Origin of the sequence: uncultured Tenacibaculum sp., from assembly GCF_947498805.1 — a bacterium.
Taxonomy (GTDB): Bacteria; Bacteroidota; Bacteroidia; order Flavobacteriales; family Flavobacteriaceae; genus Polaribacter.
In genome coordinates this window covers 273,273-292,168 of record NZ_CANMLT010000003.1, presented here as the reverse complement: position 1 = coordinate 292,168, position 18,896 = coordinate 273,273, and the positions used below count along the sequence as shown (strand labels likewise).

At 32.5% G+C, this 18,896-nt stretch carries 21 protein-coding genes; 6 read left to right on the top strand and 15 right to left on the bottom strand.

Annotation, left to right across the window (positions count from 1 at the left end; all coding sequences use genetic code 11):
* Positions 1 to 31 precede the first annotated feature (31 nt).
* A complete protein-coding gene (rsmA, locus tag Q0873_RS07185; protein WP_299105470.1) occupies positions 32 to 844 on the top strand; it encodes a 16S rRNA (adenine(1518)-N(6)/adenine(1519)-N(6))-dimethyltransferase RsmA in 813 nt (270 codons plus the stop codon).
* Complete coding sequence (mgtE, locus tag Q0873_RS07180) at positions 825 to 2,174, top strand: magnesium transporter (protein WP_299105469.1); 1,350 nt, start codon at positions 825 to 827, stop codon at positions 2,172 to 2,174. The genes rsmA and mgtE overlap by 20 nt, the downstream gene beginning before the upstream one ends.
* 23 nt (positions 2,175 to 2,197) lie before the next feature.
* On the opposite strand, the gene Q0873_RS07175 is transcribed toward mgtE, so the two are convergent.
* Both Q0873_RS07175 and Q0873_RS07170 read right to left on the bottom strand, forming a co-directional pair.
* The gene (locus Q0873_RS07175; protein ID WP_299105467.1) at positions 2,198 to 2,854 is read right to left on the bottom strand and encodes a LysE family transporter; all 657 of its coding nucleotides are present in this window, start codon (positions 2,852 to 2,854) and stop codon (positions 2,198 to 2,200) included.
* 12 nt (positions 2,855 to 2,866) lie between these two features.
* On the bottom strand, positions 2,867 to 3,910 hold the full coding sequence (locus Q0873_RS07170) for a ferredoxin--NADP reductase (RefSeq protein ID WP_299105465.1): 1,044 nt from the start codon (positions 3,908 to 3,910) through the stop codon (positions 2,867 to 2,869).
* Positions 3,911 to 4,054: 144 nt separating this feature from the next.
* Here Q0873_RS07170 and Q0873_RS07165 point away from each other — a divergent pair, with 144 nt between their 5' ends.
* The 3 genes from Q0873_RS07165 to Q0873_RS07155 are packed head-to-tail and all read left to right on the top strand — an operon-like array spanning position 4,055 to position 5,771.
* Entirely contained in the window at positions 4,055 to 4,393 is a 339-nt protein-coding gene (locus tag Q0873_RS07165; RefSeq protein WP_299105463.1) for a PadR family transcriptional regulator, read from the top strand.
* An 11-nt stretch (positions 4,394 to 4,404) separates the two neighbouring features.
* Positions 4,405 to 5,067, top strand: a complete 663-nt coding sequence (locus Q0873_RS07160) for a hypothetical protein (protein ID WP_299105461.1) — start codon at positions 4,405 to 4,407, stop codon at positions 5,065 to 5,067.
* Between the two features lie 5 nt (positions 5,068 to 5,072).
* A complete protein-coding gene (locus Q0873_RS07155) occupies positions 5,073 to 5,771 on the top strand; it encodes a hypothetical protein (RefSeq protein ID WP_299105458.1) in 699 nt (232 codons plus the stop codon).
* Positions 5,772 to 5,775: 4 nt separating this feature from the next.
* Here Q0873_RS07155 and rsmI read toward each other — a convergent pair whose 3' ends face one another.
* Positions 5,776 to 6,447, bottom strand: coding sequence for a 16S rRNA (cytidine(1402)-2'-O)-methyltransferase (rsmI, locus tag Q0873_RS07150; RefSeq protein ID WP_299105456.1), 672 nt, complete (start codon positions 6,445 to 6,447; stop codon positions 5,776 to 5,778).
* Positions 6,448 to 6,513: 66 nt separating this feature from the next.
* Here rsmI and dxs point away from each other — a divergent pair, with 66 nt between their 5' ends.
* Positions 6,514 to 8,298, top strand: a complete 1,785-nt coding sequence (dxs, locus tag Q0873_RS07145) for a 1-deoxy-D-xylulose-5-phosphate synthase (RefSeq protein WP_299105454.1) — start codon at positions 6,514 to 6,516, stop codon at positions 8,296 to 8,298.
* Between the two features lie 26 nt (positions 8,299 to 8,324).
* Here dxs and Q0873_RS07140 read toward each other — a convergent pair whose 3' ends face one another.
* The 12 genes from Q0873_RS07140 to Q0873_RS07085 all read right to left on the bottom strand — a co-directional run bounded on the left by Q0873_RS07140 (position 8,325) and on the right by Q0873_RS07085 (position 18,874).
* A complete protein-coding gene (locus tag Q0873_RS07140) occupies positions 8,325 to 8,867 on the bottom strand; it encodes an energy transducer TonB (RefSeq protein ID WP_299105453.1) in 543 nt (180 codons plus the stop codon).
* Positions 8,868 to 8,944: 77 nt separating this feature from the next.
* On the bottom strand, positions 8,945 to 9,805 hold the full coding sequence (gene atpG, locus Q0873_RS07135; protein ID WP_299105452.1) for an ATP synthase F1 subunit gamma: 861 nt from the start codon (positions 9,803 to 9,805) through the stop codon (positions 8,945 to 8,947).
* A gap of 63 nt (positions 9,806 to 9,868) precedes the next feature.
* Complete coding sequence (atpA, locus tag Q0873_RS07130) at positions 9,869 to 11,449, bottom strand: F0F1 ATP synthase subunit alpha (protein ID WP_299105451.1); 1,581 nt, start codon at positions 11,447 to 11,449, stop codon at positions 9,869 to 9,871.
* 27 nt (positions 11,450 to 11,476) lie between these two features.
* On the bottom strand, positions 11,477 to 12,976 hold the full coding sequence (locus Q0873_RS07125) for a hypothetical protein (RefSeq protein ID WP_299105449.1): 1,500 nt from the start codon (positions 12,974 to 12,976) through the stop codon (positions 11,477 to 11,479).
* Positions 12,977 to 12,981: 5 nt separating this feature from the next.
* Complete coding sequence (atpH, locus tag Q0873_RS07120; protein ID WP_299105447.1) at positions 12,982 to 13,539, bottom strand: ATP synthase F1 subunit delta; 558 nt, start codon at positions 13,537 to 13,539, stop codon at positions 12,982 to 12,984.
* A gap of 7 nt (positions 13,540 to 13,546) precedes the next feature.
* The gene (locus tag Q0873_RS07115; protein WP_299105445.1) at positions 13,547 to 14,047 is read right to left on the bottom strand and encodes a F0F1 ATP synthase subunit B; all 501 of its coding nucleotides are present in this window, start codon (positions 14,045 to 14,047) and stop codon (positions 13,547 to 13,549) included.
* Between the two features lie 107 nt (positions 14,048 to 14,154).
* Positions 14,155 to 14,343, bottom strand: coding sequence for an ATP synthase F0 subunit C (atpE, locus tag Q0873_RS07110; RefSeq protein WP_136950250.1), 189 nt, complete (start codon positions 14,341 to 14,343; stop codon positions 14,155 to 14,157).
* Between the two features lie 35 nt (positions 14,344 to 14,378).
* A complete protein-coding gene (gene atpB / locus Q0873_RS07105; RefSeq protein WP_299105438.1) occupies positions 14,379 to 15,500 on the bottom strand; it encodes a F0F1 ATP synthase subunit A in 1,122 nt (373 codons plus the stop codon).
* Between the two features lie 126 nt (positions 15,501 to 15,626).
* Positions 15,627 to 16,016 carry a DUF6168 family protein gene (locus tag Q0873_RS07100; protein ID WP_299105436.1) on the bottom strand — a complete coding sequence of 130 codons (390 nt, stop codon included), beginning with the start codon at positions 16,014 to 16,016 and terminating at the stop codon, positions 15,627 to 15,629.
* Positions 16,009 to 16,242 (bottom strand): AtpZ/AtpI family protein, encoded by a 234-nt coding sequence (locus Q0873_RS07095; RefSeq protein WP_299105435.1) that lies wholly within the window; start codon positions 16,240 to 16,242, stop codon positions 16,009 to 16,011. The genes Q0873_RS07100 and Q0873_RS07095 overlap by 8 nt, the downstream gene beginning before the upstream one ends.
* Positions 16,211 to 16,621, bottom strand: a complete 411-nt coding sequence (locus Q0873_RS07090) for a polymer-forming cytoskeletal protein (protein WP_299105433.1) — start codon at positions 16,619 to 16,621, stop codon at positions 16,211 to 16,213. The genes Q0873_RS07095 and Q0873_RS07090 overlap by 32 nt, the downstream gene beginning before the upstream one ends.
* A gap of 24 nt (positions 16,622 to 16,645) precedes the next feature.
* On the bottom strand, positions 16,646 to 18,874 hold the full coding sequence (locus Q0873_RS07085) for a tetratricopeptide repeat protein (RefSeq protein WP_299105431.1): 2,229 nt from the start codon (positions 18,872 to 18,874) through the stop codon (positions 16,646 to 16,648).
* Positions 18,875 to 18,896: the final 22 nt, after the last annotated feature.

The window sequence follows — 18,896 nt, the reverse complement described above, 5'->3', positions numbered from 1 at the left end:
TCTTTTTTCTTTTACTCTTGAATCTAAAAATATGACTGTAAGAGCAAAGAAACATTTAGGACAGCACTTTTTAAAAGACGAGAATATTGCAAAAAAAATTGCAGACTCATTAACAGAAAAAGGGTATGATAATGTATTAGAAATAGGACCAGGAATGGGAGTGTTGACTAAATACTTATTGGAAAAATCTCCAAAAGTAACGGTTATGGAACTTGATTCTGAATCTGTAACGTATTTGCAAGAAACCTTTCCTGTAGAACACATTAAACTAGATACTTCAAAAGATAATTTCAATATTATTGAAGGAGATTTTTTGAAACAAGATTTGTCAACTGTTTTTAAAGGTGAACAAGTAGCTATTATTGGTAATTTTCCTTATAATATTTCCTCTCAAATAGTTTTTAAAGCTATTGAAAATCGACATTTAGTTCCTGAGTTTTCAGGAATGTTTCAAAAAGAAGTGGCGCAAAGAGTTGCGGAAAAAGAAGGAAGTAAAACGTATGGAATTTTATCAGTTTTAACGCAGGCCTTTTTCGATGCAGAATATTTATTTACGGTACCTCCAACAGTTTTTAACCCACCACCAAAAGTAGACTCAGGAGTCATAAGACTCATAAGAAAAGAAAACTATACACTTCCAGTTGATGAAAAACTGTTTTTTAGAGTAGTAAAAACAGCATTTAATCAACGAAGAAAAATGTTACGAAGCAGTTTAAAATCCTTTAAACTTTCGGATAGCTTAAAAGAAGACCCTATATTTGCGATGCGTCCCGAGCAATTGTCGGTAGAACGTTTTATTGAATTGACATCAAAAATCGCAAACGATGGCATTAGAAATCACTAAAAAACTTTTAGGTAACGTACAAGAACTTATTCAAAATAAGAAAGACACTGCGCTTTCTGAAATGTTTATAGATGTGCACCATGCTGATATAGCAGAAGTATTAGACGAATTATCGTTTGATGATGCTGTATATATCATTCGTTTGTTAGATTCTGAAACTACTTCAGAAGTATTAATGGATGTTGATGAAGATGTTCGTGAAAAGATTCTTTCGCAACTTACCGACAAGGAGATTGCAGAGGAGATAGAAGAATTAGATACCGATGATGCAGCTGATGTAATTGCAGAACTTCCTGAAGATCGTAAGCAGGAGGTAATGCAGAAGATTGAAGATAAGGAACACGCCAAAGAAATTGTTGAGCTTTTACGTTATGATGAGGATTCTGCTGGAGGTTTGATGGCAAAGGAAATGGTGAAAGTAAATGAGAACTGGAATGTGTTAACTTGTGTAAAAGAAATGCGTGTTCAGGCAGAAGAAGTTACAAGAGTACATTCTATTTATGTAGTTGACGATGATGGAAAGCTAAAAGGAAGGTTGTCATTAAAGGATTTGTTAATGGCGTCTACTAGGTCTAAAATTGCAGATGTATACATTCCTAGAGTAGATTTTGTAAATGTACACGAGTCTGCAGAGGAAGTTGCCAATGTGATGCGTAAATATGATTTGGAAGCTATTCCTGTTATTGATGAACTAGGTGTTTTGGTAGGTAGAATTACCATTGATGATATTGTAGATGTAATCAAAGAAGAGGCGGAAAAAGATTATCAATTAGCGGCAGGTATTACGCAGGATGTAGATTCTGAAGATAGTATTTTAGATTTGACCAAAGCAAGATTACCATGGTTGTTCTTAGGACTTTTAGGAGGAATCGGAGCTTTCTTAATTATGGGTAATTTTGAACATACTTTTAAGGAAAATGCGGTGCTATTTTTCTTTACTCCATTAATTGCTGCAATGGCAGGAAATGTTGGAGTACAATCATCGGCAATTATTGTACAAGGTTTGGCCAATGATGAGGTAAAAGGAAGTATGAAGAACCGTTTGATAAAAGAAATGTTATTAGCTTTATTAAACGGAGTGGTTTTAGCAATTTTCTTATTTCTTTTTGTATTTGTATACGAACAAGAAATGATGAAAGCCTTAGCTATTTCGATATCATTAGTAGTGGTTATTGTGGTAGCAGGTTTAATAGGTACTTTTGTACCGTTATTTTTACATAAAAGAGGAATAGATCCAGCAATTGCTACAGGACCTTTTATTACTACCAGTAACGATATCTTCGGAATATTAATCTATTTTCTAATCGCGCAGCTTATTTTAGGGTTCTAAAAAATTGAATTAATTCATGTTTATTATACTTTATCCATTATTTCTTCTAGAGGAATAATGGCTTGTAGCATTAAAAAGGCTCCAAAAATAATAAGTAAAACTCCCATCGCTCTTTTAATACGATAAATAACTAGAGGGGTCATTTTCTTTTTGAGTTGTTTGGCAAGTAAAATTTTAGCTAAGTCAGTAAGACCATAACCTATCATAACTTTTACAAAAAACCAAAAAATATTATTAGGATCCATGTCTAAAGAAGGTCCAATAACAACCATAATTCCTAGCCACCCCGCTAAAACACCTATATTAATGAAATTTAATAAAAAGCCGTTTAAAAAAAGCTTGAAGTAGTTATTAGCCCTAGGAACATCAACTTCTGTTTCATCTACTTCTTTTTTGTTACTTTTATCTAGATAGGTAATAACTCCATAAACTACAAGGATTAAACCCCCAACAAAAAATAAACGAGGATCATCTTTTATTTTCTCTAACAAAGTTCTACTTCCATAGTAAGCGATAAGTATGAAAGAAATATCTCCACATATAACTCCAAAATCAAAGGCAAGAGCCGCTCTAGCTCCTTTTAAAATACTTGTTTTTAAAAGCATAAAAAAAACAGGGCCAATCATAAAGGCCATAAAAAAACCAATGAAATAAGGGTTTTTAAATTGAGAAATATCCATTTTTTTTAGTTTTTAAACATCATCAAAATCAAGTACAATTTTTGCTGTGGTTGGATGTGCTTGACAGGTTAATACTAAGCCTTCTTCTAACTCATCATCGGTTAAAATAGAGTTTTTAGTCATTACAGCTTTTCCTTCCGTAACCTTAGCAATACAACTGCTACAAACACCTCCTTGACAAGAATATGGAGCATCTAGTTTATTACGCAAACTTGCCGCTAAAAGCGTGTCTGTTTGTTTCATAGAAAATGTAGTTTCTTCATCGTCTAACAAAACAGTTATTTCACTTTCTCCATCTTTAATAGCCTCTGTGTTCTCTTCAGAAGTAGAAGCGGTAAATAATTCAAAGTGAATGTTATCTTTGTTTAAACTATTTTCTTGTAAGGTCTCTGAAACACTATTAATCATTTCTTCTGGCCCGCATAAAAAAGCAGCATCAAAAGAAATATCTTTATATATATTTTTCACAAAATAATTTGTGTGTGCTTTGTCTATTCTCCCAGATAAAGCCTCTTCGTTACGTTCTCTACTAAAAACATAATGTAGTTTTAAACGCTCAGAATACGTTGCTTTTAAACTATTCAATTCATTATAAAAAATAGTGTCCTCAGTAGATTTATTACCATATACTAAAGTAAAAGTTGAAGAAGAGTTTTCTAAAACTGTTTTTACCATAGATATTACCGGTGTAATTCCACTACCTGCAGCAAAACCAAGATAATTTTTACCATCATTAGCCTCTAAAGTAAACTTTCCTTCTGGTGTTGATACCTCTAATTCGTCTCCTTCTTTTAATTGAGAAGTAGCATACACAGAAAATTTTCCATTTTCAACAGCTTTTACAGCTACTTTTAATTCACCGCTATTTGGAGAAGCGCAAATAGAGTATGCTCTACGAACTTCTTCGTTATTAATTGTTGTTTTAATAGTGATATACTGTCCTGCAACAAATTTAAAGGAGTCTTTTAAATCCGAAGGGATATTAAAAAGTATAGAAACAGCATCTTTTGTTTCTTTAATTATTTGCTGTATAGATAGTTTATAAAAAGTACTCATGTAGTCAGTTTTGTTGGGCAAAAATAACAAACTCCTTACGAACAGAAGTTAGAGTTTCTATAAAATTATACCTAAGATTTTTATGTATAAGAAAATTATGTATATTTGTATACCTAAGTTTTTTATGTATAAGTTTTAAAGTATATGGGAAATCAGAAATTATATAAAGGGTCATTACAAACAATTATATTGAAGTTACTAGCTCAAAATGATAAAATGTATGGCTATGAGATTACGCAAAAAGTAAAGGAGTTAACAAAAGGAGAATTACAAATTACCGAAGGTGCTTTGTATCCGGCATTACATAAGCTTGAAGCAGAGGGGTTGTTAGATGTTGAGGTGGCTAAAGTAGGAAACCGATTACGTAAGTATTATAAGCTTACAGAGCAAGGAACTACTGAAACGGTACATAGATTGGCGGAAATGCAGGAGTTTTTAAAAACAATGCAGCAATTAGTAAATCCGCAATTTGGATTAGAATAATTTAATTGGCTATGGAATTATCTAAAGAACAAATAAAAAGAATAGATTCTTTTTTAGAAGAAATAGGAGTGGAGTATGTAGATATTCGACTAGAAATGGTAGATCATATTGCTACAGAAATTGAAGAGAACGTGAATGATGTTGACGTGTTTTTTGAATATAAGGGGTTTCAAACTCCTTTTGTAAAATTTATGTTGAGTAAAAAAGCGCAATTTCTTAAGAGTTATCGAAAACAAGTAAAAAGGAGCTTTTGGTCTAATACTAAAAAGATCATTGTAGATGTTTTAAGAGAGACGATATATCCAATAAATCTATTGTATATATCAGTGTTTTTTGCTGTAATTTTTGTTACTGAAAAAGTTAATCTAAAGCTAGTTACTAATTTGGTATTTATTGGTTTTATGGCGAGCTATTGTTATATGGGAATATTGTTTCGAAGACTTAGAAAGAATTTTGGAAATGTGAGATTGATTCAAGCGTATACAAGTATGTTAATAGGTGGGTATATAATTGCTATGTATTTTCCAATATTACCAATTCCTTTTATTGATGAAAATTATACAGTTTATGGTCTCTATAAATTAGTAATGATACTGGTGCTTAATTTTTTAATCTACAAAAGTTATTTGAATAGAAAAGAAGTTATTAAAATCTATTATAAAACATTTATTTAATAGCTATGGAATTTACAGAGCAACATATTGAACAACTATACAGGTTTACACGCCAGCATTATGTTGAGCATTATGATGTACAAACAGAGTTGGTAGATCATTTAGCAAATGATATTGAGCAAATTTTAGAAAATCAACCAAACTTAACTTTTGAGCAAGCAAGGGATGCCTCTTTTAAAAAATTTGGTGTTTTTGGTTTTATGAATGTGGTGGAAGAAAAGCAAAAGCAAATGGGAAAACAATATTTTAAATTGATATTTTCTTTTGTACAAGAATGGTTTCAATTACCTAAGTTGATTTTAACGATTGGTATATTTTATATATTCTTTTTGTTACTTGATTTTTCCTTTGCTTATTACGTTTTTACAGCAGTCTACTTAGTTGTTTTTGCCGTTGAGATTTTTATGATGTATCTTAAAAAAAGAAAGTACAATAAAAAGATAGAAGTTACTGGAAAACGATGGATGTTTGAAGATATTATTATTTCTCAAGGATATGGAAACGTCGCTTTTTTTAGCTATTATTTGTTATATTTTATTGCTCCCGAGCAAACAACAGATATAACTGTCTATGGAAAAATATTCGTTGCGCTAGCTACAAGCTTGGCAGTCATTATTGGATATATTACCATGGTAGTGATTCCAAATAGATCAGAAGAACTTTTAGAAAAACAATATCCAGAATATAAATTAAGTAAAGTTTAGAAAGTTATTTTTTTCCTTCAACAACAATTACAATCTCACCTTTAGCAGGCTTTTTAGTATAATATGATAGCACTTCTTTTACACTTCCTCGTTTGGTTTCTTCAAATAATTTGGTTAATTCTCTAGAAACAGAAATCAACCTGTCCTCCCCAAAATATTCAGCAAAATGCGTTAATGTTTTTAGCAATTTATGTGGACTCTCATAAAAAATCATGGTACGAGATTCTTCGGCTAGTAATTTTAAACGAGTTTGTCGTCCCTTTTTTACGGGTAAAAAACCTTCAAAAACAAATTTATCGTTTGGTAAACCTGAGTTAACCAGAGCAGGAACAAAGGCGGTTGCACCAGGTAAACATTCTACATCAATATCGTTTTGAATACAAGCACGTGTAAGTAAAAAACCTGGGTCTGAAATTGCTGGAGTACCTGCGTCAGAAATCAAAGCAAACGTTTCACCACTTTGCAGTCGTTTAATCACAGTATCTACTGTTTTATGCTCATTGTGCATATGATGCGATTGCATAGGAGTGGTAATATCAAAATGTTTTAAAAGTTTTCCACTGGTACGAGTGTCTTCTGCTAGAATATAATCTACTTCTTTTAAAACAGTTAAAGCACGAAAAGTGATGTCTTCTAAGTTTCCAATTGGGGTTGGTACGATATACAATTTACTCATACTGCAAAACTACAAAGTTTTTATACTAATTAAATGCCAGTACAAAGCTTTTTGTACTTTTGTTTTATGCAAAATAAGCTGTTAGAAAATATTAAGTTTCCGAAAGATGTTCGAGACATCTCTATAACTGAATTACCCTTATTGGCAAAGGAGTTAAGAGGGTTTATTATTGATGTTGTGGCTGCCAAAGAAGGTCATTTAGGGGCAAGTTTAGGTGTTGTTGAATTAACAATAGCGTTGCATTATGTTTTTGATACGCCTGAAGATTTATTGGTTTGGGATGTAGGACATCAAGCTTATGGGCATAAAATTTTAACTGGAAGAAAAGATATTTTTCATACCAATCGTCAATTAGGAGGAATTTCTGGTTTTCCGAAGCGAAGTGAAAGTGAGTATGATACTTTTGGAGTGGGACACTCTTCTACGTCTATTTCGGCAGCTTTAGGTATGGCAATAGCTTCACAATTGAAAGGAGAGGCGAAACATCATGTAGCGGTAATAGGAGATGCTTCTATTGCAAGTGGAATGGCCTTTGAAGCGTTAAATCATGCTGGAGATACGAATGCAAACCTATTGGTTATTTTAAATGATAATGCTATAGGGATAGATCCGTCCGTGGGAGCGCTAAAAGACTATTTAACCCGCATGAAATCTTTTCGTAATGATGTAGAGCAACATAATATTTTTGAGGCTTTAAATTTTGATTATTCTGGTCCGATTGATGGACATAATTTAGAAGAGTTGATAGCTGAGTTGCATCGATTAAAACAAATTGAAGGTCCAAAGTTTTTACATGTAATAACTACCAAAGGAAAAGGACTGAAGCAGGCGGAACAGGATCAGGTAAAATATCATGCTCCAGGGAAGTTTGATAAAATTTCAGGAGATGTTTTGCCAAAGGAAGAAAGTAAGTTTACTAAGTTTCAAGATGTTTTTGGAAAAACTATTGTAGCATTAGCAGAGCATAATAAAAGGGTTGTTGGAATTACACCCGCTATGCTTACTGGAAGTTCTTTAAAATTTATGTTAGAGAAGTTTCCTGAGCGTACTTTTGATGTGGGTATTGCCGAGCAACATGCAGTTACTTTAGCTGCAGGTATGGCAGCAGAAGGATTAGTTCCATTTTGTAATATATATTCAACGTTCTTGCAAAGAGCATATGATCAGGTAATACATGATGTGGCATTGCAAAACTTACCAGTAATTTTCTGCTTGGATAGAGCTGGATTAGTAGGGGAGGATGGAGCCACTCATCACGGAGTATTTGACTTGGCATATTTACGTTGCATACCTAATTTAATTGTGTTTGCACCACGTAACGAAATTGAGTTACGGAATATAATGTATACTGCCCAGTTTGGGTTAGAACATCCTATTGCAATTCGATACCCGAGAGGAAAAGGACAATTAGAAACTTGGGAATTACCGTTTACTAAAATAGATATAGGAAAGGGAGCTTGTTTAAAAGAAGGAGAGGATCTTGCGGTACTATCAGTTGGAACGATTGCTAATAATGTTTCAGAGGCTATAGAAAATTTAAATAACAAGGATTCGGTTGCGCATTATGATATGCGTTTTGTGAAACCTTTAGACAAGGCATTACTAAATACAATTTTTGAGAAATTCAAAACTATTGTTACCGTTGAAGATGGAACTGTTAAAGGAGGTTTTGGATCTGCTGTTTTAGAATACGCCGCAGAGGCAGATTACAAAGGAACAATTAAAGTATTGGGTATGCCGGATGATTTTATTCATCATGGAACGATACACCAATTGCAAGAATTATGTGGTATTGATTCCTTATCAATTAAAACGACTATTATAAAATTAAAAAACTCGTTAAAAAACTAAAAGGAGATTTAACGAGTTTGAAGATTTTATTCTACATTAAATGTAATAGGTAGGGTATAACCTACTCTTACAGGTTTGCCTTTTTGCTTACCGGGTTTCATTTTTGGTAGTTTTTTCACAACTCTAATAGCTTCTTGTTCTAACTTAGGGTGAGGAGCCCTAACATGAATGTCTATTATTTTCCCTGTGATGTCAATTTTAAACTGAACATAAATTCTTTTTTTTCCTGGTTTTAAACTAACACATCTAAGTTCCTCTTTCTGAGTAGCTTCATCATAGACAAGTTTGGTTTCTAAACAACTTATCATTTTATGATTAAAATGTCTTTGAACATGCTTTATCATCATGATATTAAGACATTTTTTCTTTTCTGAATTTGTTTTGAACCTTTTGCATTTGGGATGTACAGGAACCTCCTCTATTATTTTAAAAGGAACGTCCTTTATTTCATTGATAGATTTAATTTCAGGTAATTTAACTTCATTTTCAGTAGCATAATTAGCTTCTTGAGATTGAGAAAATAAAGAAGTTGAATATAGTATAACTACAATAATAAATGTGTGTTTCATAGCGTTTTTAGTTTCAAAAAAAAACGAACCATTATGGTTCGTTTTTTATATTATGTGACCTTTATTTAATTAAAAGTCTAGTTGTTTAATGCTTCAGCACCACCTACAATCTCTAAGATTTCTCCTGTAATTGCAGCTTGACGTGCTTTGTTATAAGTTAACTTTAAATCGTCACGTAATTCCTTAGCATTATCAGTTGCTTTGTGCATTGCAGTCATACGAGCACCGTGTTCGGCAGCAAATGAATCACGTACTGACTTGTATAACTGAGTTTTTAATGACTTTGGAATTAATTCTAAAACGATTTCTTCTTTCGATGGTTCGAAGATATAGTCTAAGTTTACGTTTGCATCAGCTTCTACAGGCTTAATAGGCAAGAATTGCTCTACCTGAGGAATTTGAGTTGCAGCGTTCTTAAATCTGTTATAAATAACTTCGATTTTATCGTAAGATCCATCAACATATAAATCCATTAACTGTTCAGCAATACCAGAAACATTATCGAAAGTTAAGTTATCAAAAACATCATTTCTGCTGTCAATAACATTGTATTCTTTTGATAATATATCGTTTCCTTTTTTACCAATAGTTAATAATTCAACAGTAGCATTATTGTATTTTTCATTGATTGTTTTAACTGTTTGTTTCACAATAGAAGAGTTAAAACCACCACATAAACCTCTGTTAGAAGTTACAACTACTAATAATACTTTGTTTACTTCTCTTTGAGTTGAGTATACTCCACCGGCATCACTGTCTAAAGTAGCGCTTAAGCTTTGTAATAATTCAGTAAGCTTAGATGAATATGGGCGCATTGCCGTAATTGCATCTTGAGCTTTTTTCAACTTAGCAGCCGATACCATTTTCATGGCAGAGGTAATCTGCATTGTTGATCCAATTGAAGTAATTCTGTTACGTATTTCTTTTAAGTTTGCCATCTAATTTGAACTTAAAATTATAAAAGCTCCCGCCCGAAAGCGGGAAGTTATTTTTCTTGTTTATTAAGCTGTATACTTAGCTGAAATCTCCTTAGCAGCGTCTTCTAATACAGCTACTGCTTCGTCAGTTAATTTCCCAGCTTTTAAAGTGTCTAACGTATCTCTGTGCTTAGCGTTTAAGTACTCGATATAGTTAGCTTCGAATTCTTTTACTTTGTTTACAGGTACATCTTTTAATAAGTTTTTAGAACCTGCATAGATAATTGCAACTTGATCTTCAACAGTAAAAGGATCTCCTTGATTTTGCTTTAAGATCTCTACGTTACGCTTACCTTTAGAGATAACGTTCATAGTAGCTGCATCTAAGTCAGAACCAAACTTTGCGAATGCTTCTAATTCACGGTATTGAGCTTGGTCTAATTTTAATGTACCAGATACTTTTTTCATTGATTTAATCTGAGCAGAACCTCCTACACGAGATACAGAAATACCTACGTTAATTGCAGGACGCACACCTGAGTTGAATAAATCAGACTCTAAGAAAATCTGTCCATCAGTAATCGAAATTACGTTTGTTGGAATATATGCAGAAACGTCTCCAGCTTGAGTTTCAATAATTGGTAATGCAGTTAAAGAACCACCACCTTTTACTTTACCTTTTAACGATTCTGGTAAGTCGTTCATTTCAGCAGCAATAGCATCATCATTAATTACTTTTGCAGCACGCTCTAATAATCTAGAGTGTAAGTAGAAAACGTCTCCAGGATACGCCTCACGTCCTGGTGGACGACGTAATAATAAAGATACCTCACGGTAAGCAACTGCTTGCTTAGATAAATCATCATAAACAATTAAAGCTGGTCTACCAGTATCACGGAAATATTCTCCGATTGCAGCTCCTGCGAATGGAGCATATACCTGCATTGGTGCAGGGTCAGATGCGTTAGCAGCTACAATAGTAGTATAAGCTAAAGCTCCTTTTTCTTCTAACATGTTTGCGATTGCAGCAACGGTAGAACCTTTTTGTCCTACTGCAACATAAATACAGTAAACTGGCTCACCTGCATCGTAAAACTCCTTTTGATTTAAGATAGTATCAATGGCAACTGTTGATTTACCAGTTTGACGGTCTCCAATGATTAACTCACGTTGTCCACGTCCAATAGGAATCATTGCATCTACAGACTTAACACCTGTTTGTAATGGTTCAGTTACTGGTTGACGGTAGATTACCCCAGGAGCTTTACGCTCTAATGGCATCTCGTAAGTTTCACCTTCGATTGGTCCTTTACCATCGATTGGGTTACCTAACGTATCTACTACACGTCCAACAATTCCTTCTCCAACTTTTAAAGAAGCAATTCTTTCTGTACGTTTTACTGTAGATCCTTCACTTACTCCTGTCGATGATCCTAATAATACCACACCAACATTGTCTTCCTCTAAGTTTAGTACGATTCCTTCTAAACCGTTACCAAAATCTACTAATTCACCATATTGAACATTTGATAAACCGTATACACGAGCAATACCATCACCCACTTGTAATACAGTTCCAACTTCGTTTAACGTAGCTTTCGCTTCGAAATTTGTTAATTGTTCCTTTAAAATTGCTGATACTTCAGCTGGTTTAATTGCTGCCATCTTATATAATTTGATGTATAATTAAATTTAATTACAAGTGTTATTATAATCTTTAGCTAGTTTTAAAACATCGTCTAAATCCTGCATATTTAAGTTTTTATACTCAGGTTTATAACACTTACCTAAAAAATCTTCTAATTTCTTATTAATATCTTCTTTACCTAATTTGATTAAGGCAGTAGATTCTGTAACTCTTAACGCATTACGTTTTTCCGGGTTGTTAAATAAAGAAATATAAAAAGCATTAGATTTATAAGTTTTGTATACTCCTATTTTATCTAATTCTTCTACGATTTCTAAATATCTATAACCCTTTAAAGTACTTAATCTAACTCCTCTAAAACAAGGCTTTCCGTCAATAAAGCAAGCCTTAATACGCGACTTAGCCTTTATCTTAACTGGAACATTACCACTATCTTTTAGTTTTCTTACATGTAAATACTTACCATATTCACCATTTGGAACAACGGCATCTTCATGTGCAAACGTAAAACCGTTTAGTTTTGAGTAAATAATGGTAATAAGACCATTTATTTTTTGGCCCGATTTAGTTTCGTAATAACCAATTTCATGATAAACATTATTAGATTGTTTCATTGCCTCTTCATACTTAGCAATCTCAACCTGTTTTTTAGCTTTTTGCTCGTCTTTATACTGGTTTCCTAAAGTTACACCATTATAAATAATATGTCTTAAAGCCTCGTCTATCAGTTTATGTTGTGCTTCAGATCCTCTATCTATAAAAGGAACAGAAGATTTATATTTTACTTTTGCACCTTTTCCATCATTTAAAAAAGGAAAATCAATAGTTGCATCTCCAAAGTTTCCAAAATTAGCAATGGCAACATTTCTTCTAGATAAATCATAGAACTTAAGTGTTGAAATACCTTTAAAATTAGTTTGTCCATTACTTAATAAATGATAATAACCTAAGTAATTATCATATGCTTCTAAGTCTTCCGAAGAAATACTCCCTCTTCTATCTTTTCCATAAGGAATAGAATCTTTAAAGATATAATTCCTTTTTGTATCTACTTCAAAACCTGTAATACCAGCAATTGCTTGCTCTTTTTGAACTTCATTTTTGATAAGTTCATCAACTTCTTTTGAAATAGAAGGTCTTTCTTCATTAAAGAAAGCTGTAACAGCATCATTGTCAATTCCTCCTTGTTTTATAAGTTTATACTTTTTTACAAAAAGATAGCTTATAATCTTTTTCATGCTTAATGAAAAACTTAAAATTTCATACGCAACTTCTGTTGTTTTACTTCCATCAGGTAATGAAACTTCTAACCACTGTTTTGTCAATTCGTTGGTAACTTTTTTACCTACTAATTTCGCTTTAAAAACAGGAGCTTTTGTGTTTAAATCAGAATATAAATATTCATGTCTACCTTCTTCTTTAAATAAAGCAGATGCTACTTTATCAACTAAAACTTTTCCTTTTTTAATTTTCACCTTCTGGCCAAAAGAGGCAAGAGATAAAAAGAAGAAACTAATAAATAAATACTGACTAAACTTTTTCATTGCAATTAGATCTTAGGGATGTAATGACTATTGTCAAACTCTCTTTTCAATTCGTTAAAATGGTTAGAAATACTAGCATCATACTGTACATCTCCAACACGTAAAATAAATCCTCCTATAATATCTGGATTTATTATATTTTCAATATTAGCTTTGTTTCCTGTGATCTCTTCGATCTTAGCCAATACTTTTGCTTCTAATTCATTAGTTAAAGGTACTGCGGTAGTAACCTTTGCTACTTGCATGCTTTTGTAGTAATCGTAAATAACAGAGTATTGCTTAGCAATAGGTTCTAACATTAACATACGTTTGTTTTCTTCTAATAAGTTAAACAAACCTTTAATGATGTTATTTACATTTTCCCCGAAAAGTGCAGTTAATACTTTACGCTTATCTGCAGCTTTAATCACAGGGCTCTTAAGCATTGCATCTAAATCGCTACTTCCAGCAATCGTGTCAATGATAAACTTCATGTTTTCATTCACCTCTGTTTCTTTACCTGACTCTTTAGCTAGGTTTAAGATTGCTTTTGCGTAACGTAATGCTGGTCTTGCTGCTTTCATTGAGTGATTAGTTTAAAGTAACGTCTTCTAACATTCCTTCAACAAGCTTTAATTGATCGTCTTGTGAAGCTAATTCTTTTTTAACAACAGTTTGAGCTATACCAATAGATAGTTCAGCTACTTGCTTTTTAACATGTGCTAAAGCTGCTTGCTTTTCTTGCTCAATTGAAGCCTTTGCGTTTTCAATTAATTTAGCTCCTTCTTCTGAAGCCTCTTCTTTAGCATCAGCAACGATCTTATCTTTAATCTCACGAGCTTCTTTTAACATAGCATCTCTTTCTGCTCTAGCTTCTTTTAATAATCTATCGTTATCAGCTTGTAAGTTTTGCATTTCTTTCTTTGCTTGTTCAGCAGCGTCTAATGCATTTTGAATACCTTCTTCACGTTCTGTTAATGAAGCTAAAATTGGTTTCCAAGCAAACTTACCTAATAAAAATAGTAATACAAGAAGGATTATCACTTGCATGAAAAATAACCCTGGAGAAAAATCATTTAATAACTGATCCATTATATATGTAATTTATTCTTTTAAAATTCTGTTTTGTTTAATTTGAAAACATTTCCTGTAACCAACCGTTACAGGAAAATGTTTTTCTCTTTTTGTTCTTTGGGAGATTATCTTCCTAAGATTAAAGCACCGAATGCTAAACCTTCTAATAATGCTCCGATGATGATCATCGCTGTTTGGATTTTACCAGCAGCCTCAGGTTGACGAGCAATTCCTTCCATTGCTTTTCCACCGATTTGACCTAATCCGATTCCTCCACCGATTACGATTAATCCTGCTCCAATTAAATTGTACATACTAATTGATTTATATAATTAAACAAATTCTTATTCTAATGATGTTCGTGTTCTTCTACCGCCATTCCAATGAATAAAGACGATAACATTGTAAAAATAAATGCTTGTAAGAACGCTACTAATATTTCGATAACCGAAATAAATAATGCCAATACTAATGAAATACCTGTTGAACCAACTGCTCCGAATTGATTTTTTAAAGTAATCATTAAAGCAATTAAACTCATTACTACGAAGTGACCTGCTGTAATGTTTGCAAATAAACGCACTAATAATGAGAAAGGCTTAATTACAATAAAACCTACTAATTCGATAATTGCTAAGATTGGTCTTAAAATCACAGGTACTCCTGGCATCCATAATGTGTGTGCCCAGAAATCTTTACTACCATTAGATAAATAAATAACTAATGTGAATAAAGCTAAACAAATAGTAACTGCAATTTGACCTGTTACGTTAAACCCTAATGGAGTTAATCCCATTAAGTTTAAGATCCAGATAAAGAAGAATACCGTTAATAAATATGGCATAAACTTCTTGTATTTCTTTTCACCAATATTTGGTCTTGCTATTTCATCTCTTACGTATAGTACTAACGGCTCTAATACTCGACCAACTCCCGTTGGAATAGCTCCCTTTTTATAACCTCTAGCTAAAGCGCTAAAACCTAAAAAGATTAATAAACCAGCTAATAACATACCGAAAACACTTTTAGTAATAGAGAAATCTAATACTTTATGAGCGTTTGTTGCATGATGTGTTTCATCAAAAGAAACTGTACTAGCTCCTTCGTTTAATTCGTAAATCTTACTGTGAATCTTTACTAATTTCACATCACCTTTATCAACGATTACTGTTCCGTCATCATTGTGGTGAAATGCTGAAGACATAAAGGTTTTTAAACCTTTGCTTGTCCAAACAATTACGGGTAATGGAAACCCAACATGTTTGCGCTCACCTGCATCGTTTGTATACGAATACAAAGCAAAGTCATGCGAATCTGCTAAGTGATGTTTGATATACGCGTTAATTTTTTCTGGTGTGTTTACCTGTCCTCCTTTATCTGAAGAATCACCACCTCCTGCATATGCAGTGAACGAAGAAAATACTATTGCTAGTATTGTTAAAAACTTGATAGAATTTTTTGCTATCATCATACCTTTACTAAATATAGATTTATGCTCTCTAAATTTCCGTGCAAAGGTACACAATTAATTAAAACTACAAACCCTTTTTTGATCTTAGTTTTTTAAAAAGTTTTTTTAAGGAATTTTGTAAGTGATTTAACTAAACTGTTTGTTATTCAGGAGTTTTGAAACAGCAATTGCTTCAATGATTAAAAATAAGAATAATGGAATTACCAAAGAAAATCTTTCTGGTTTGCTAAGTGCTTCATTTGCAAAGATAGAGGCTTGGAAGATAAGAACGAAAAAACCAATCTTTAAGAAAATTGAGGCTAAATAGGCATAGCCTGCTTGGTTTGGTAAATTATCGGCCACTAACTCAACAATAGCATAAACTATAATAGCTGCGATAACATGGAAACTGTATACTTTTAATAAAGAGAAAGATAAAAGGATCTCTTTGGAGTTTAAAGTATAATCATGTGAAAAAAAACTAATTGCAAATACAGCAAGAATTATAACTGTAAAATATAGAATACGCTTAATCATTATTATCTTTTGAAAGTTTTGTTACTTGTATAATTACCGAAAGCATGGCTCCGAAAACGGCTACAAGTGTACAAATTTTTGTGTAAAGTTGATTCTCGTTTGGAAACTTTTGATCTAACCATTCACCTAGTAAACTTCCTAAGTAAATGGTTAAACCCATTTGAAGTGCGATTCCTGTGAATCGAATGTATTTATTAAGCGGTCTTTTCTTTTCGCTTTGTTTCATCTTTGTTTAAATCTTTCACTGCTCCTTTCATAGAACAAGTAGCGTTAAAGCTAGCTCCTGGCTCAACAGATAATTTACCAATAATAACATCACCGTTAATATTAGCTGATGATTTTACTGTAAGCGTATTGGTAACAGCTAATTCACCTGAGAATTTACCTTCAACATCTGCATTGGTACATTCTACTTTACCTTTAATAAAACCTGATTGACCAATGATAACTCTACCATCTGTTTTGATAGTACCGTCTAACGTACCATCAATTCTAAAGTCTCCTTCAGAAATAATATCACCTGTAATAGTAGTGTTTTGTCCGATGATATTTCTTTCTGATACTTTTTTTTCTCCTGAAGATTTTTTACTGTCTTTACTAAACATGGTTATGGGGAAATTAAATATTCTTTATTTTATTCGTTCATTAATTTGTTTTGCCTTTAAGCCTTCTGCGGTATTTGCATAACTCAGAGCAACAAAACTCAGTGCCTTTTTATAAGCGTCTTTGTCTTGATATTTACCAATGGCCAAAGCTTTTAGAAGTGCAAATTTAGGGATTAAATCCGAATTAGCTTTACTAGGATTGTAGTTATCTATCTGATTTACAACTTCTTCAAATTTATTTTCTTTATATAAGTAGTATAGTTCTTTATATTTTTCTAAATCTTCATCTTTCTTCTTTGCAGTGTCAATCTTCTTTTCTGGATTTAAAAGAATTTGAGCAAATGTAGTATCTGCATACTTTGTTAAGATGATATTTTTACAAGCTTCTGCCTTGGTATTATCGTTTGTTCTAGTGTATAGTTGATAAAGATGGTAGTTAATTGGAAGCTCCAATTGATCATCCTTTTTTACTTCTTGTAATCTCTCTAGGTTTTGAATAGCTTTCTTATTGTTTTTAAACTGTTCTTTATAAATCAAACCTAATTGATATAGTGCTTCGTTGCGATCTATTTTTAACTTTTCAATTTCTTTTGAATCTGTAGGAATTGCTTCTAAGTAAGTAGATAACTCATATCTTTGATCTACTTTGTCTTCTGCACTTGCCAACTCATCAAATTCAGAATTACCAATAACCGATTTGTCAGAAAGCCTCCAATTATCTTCTAAAGGACGATTTCCCCAAACTCGTTGGAATTCACCTCTTCCAAAAGCCAATGTTTGATTGCTGTAGAAATACCATTTTCCACTGTTATTAGTGTTAACGGCACTACCTCCTCCAAATGAACTTCCGAAATTTTGAGAGTTTAGTATTTGCTGACGCTTATCCTCATCTTCTTTTTTAATCTTTTCGATATAAGCTTCAAAAAACGCAGTTCGCTCCTCTTTGTTCATTGAAACAAGATTTAAAATACTATCATTGTTAGTAACTAAATCTTCATGTTTTTTAAGCGTAGTTAACCCTTTGTTTTTTCTTTTAATACGTCTAATTCTTTTTTCTTGATCAAAGTCTTTAGATACATTTTGTAAGACACTATCATAATAAGAACCAGCTAATAAATAATCTTCTTGTTGAAAAGCAATATTTCCTAAGCTTTCATAAGCATAGGTTTTTTGATACTTAGAATTGTTTTTTGCTTGAATTGATTTTTTAAAGAACTCTACAGCTTTATCGGTTGCTCCTCTTCGTTGCTCTAAAACACCTGCTTGATAGTATAAAGACGCTAGGAATTTGCGGTTGTCTGAGTTTCGAATAAGTTTACGTAAACGGTATAAAACTCCTAATGAAGCAGAATCGTTTTCTACGTTTTTAGCTAACTCAACATTCGCTCTGATTCTATATTTGTAAGGTGCTTTTTTTAAATCTGCTAACCTTCTAAAAATCATCGTTGCAGAATCTTTTCTGTCTAATTCACTATAAACTTGCCCTAAAATAAACATGTTTCTAGCCGATTGCTCTTTGTTTTTAAAAGTTCTTGAAGCTAGTTTTAAGTGCTCAATTACTTTTTGTATGGTATCCGTTTTTTCGTAGGCCATTGCCATTGCAGTATGTGCCTGTTCACGTTGTAAATCGGTAAGTGTTTTCTCGTTTTTATCTAAATCTATTAATAAATTTAAAGATTCAATAGCAAATTTTTCATTGTCTAGTCTAATATTTGCTTTTGCTCGCCAAATCTTTGTGTCATAAATCAAGTTGGCTTTTGGATAGTTAGCAATGATGTAATTAAAAGCATCAATTGCAGGAATAAATCGTTGTGTGTAATATCTTGATTTCCCTAATAATAAATAGGCATCATCTATTTGACGATTTTTTTCATACCCATTGATATTCATTGAATGAGTTTCAATTGCTTTTCTAGCTTTTTCTTCTGCCTTGTCAAAAGAAGTTAAGGTTACTTGTTCATCATCCTTGCTATTCTCATCAAAACCAGTACCTGGCTGAAAAGTTGGAGAGGCTATTTTTCTCTCGTCAAAAGTGATAGGCTCTATTTGTAATCGTTTCCAGAAATTGTCTTCATGCTTTTGTTCAATTTCCTTTAAGCCTTTTAAATAAGCTTGTTCTCCATTAAATAACACGTTGTACTTTGTGGTTAGTGCATGGAAGTTACGACTAACAAAGGAATCCTTTTTTACACTACAAGAGTAGGTAATAATAACAGTAGCGGTGAATACTAAAATTCTTGAAATTTTCTTCATACAAATTACGCCTTTACTTAAC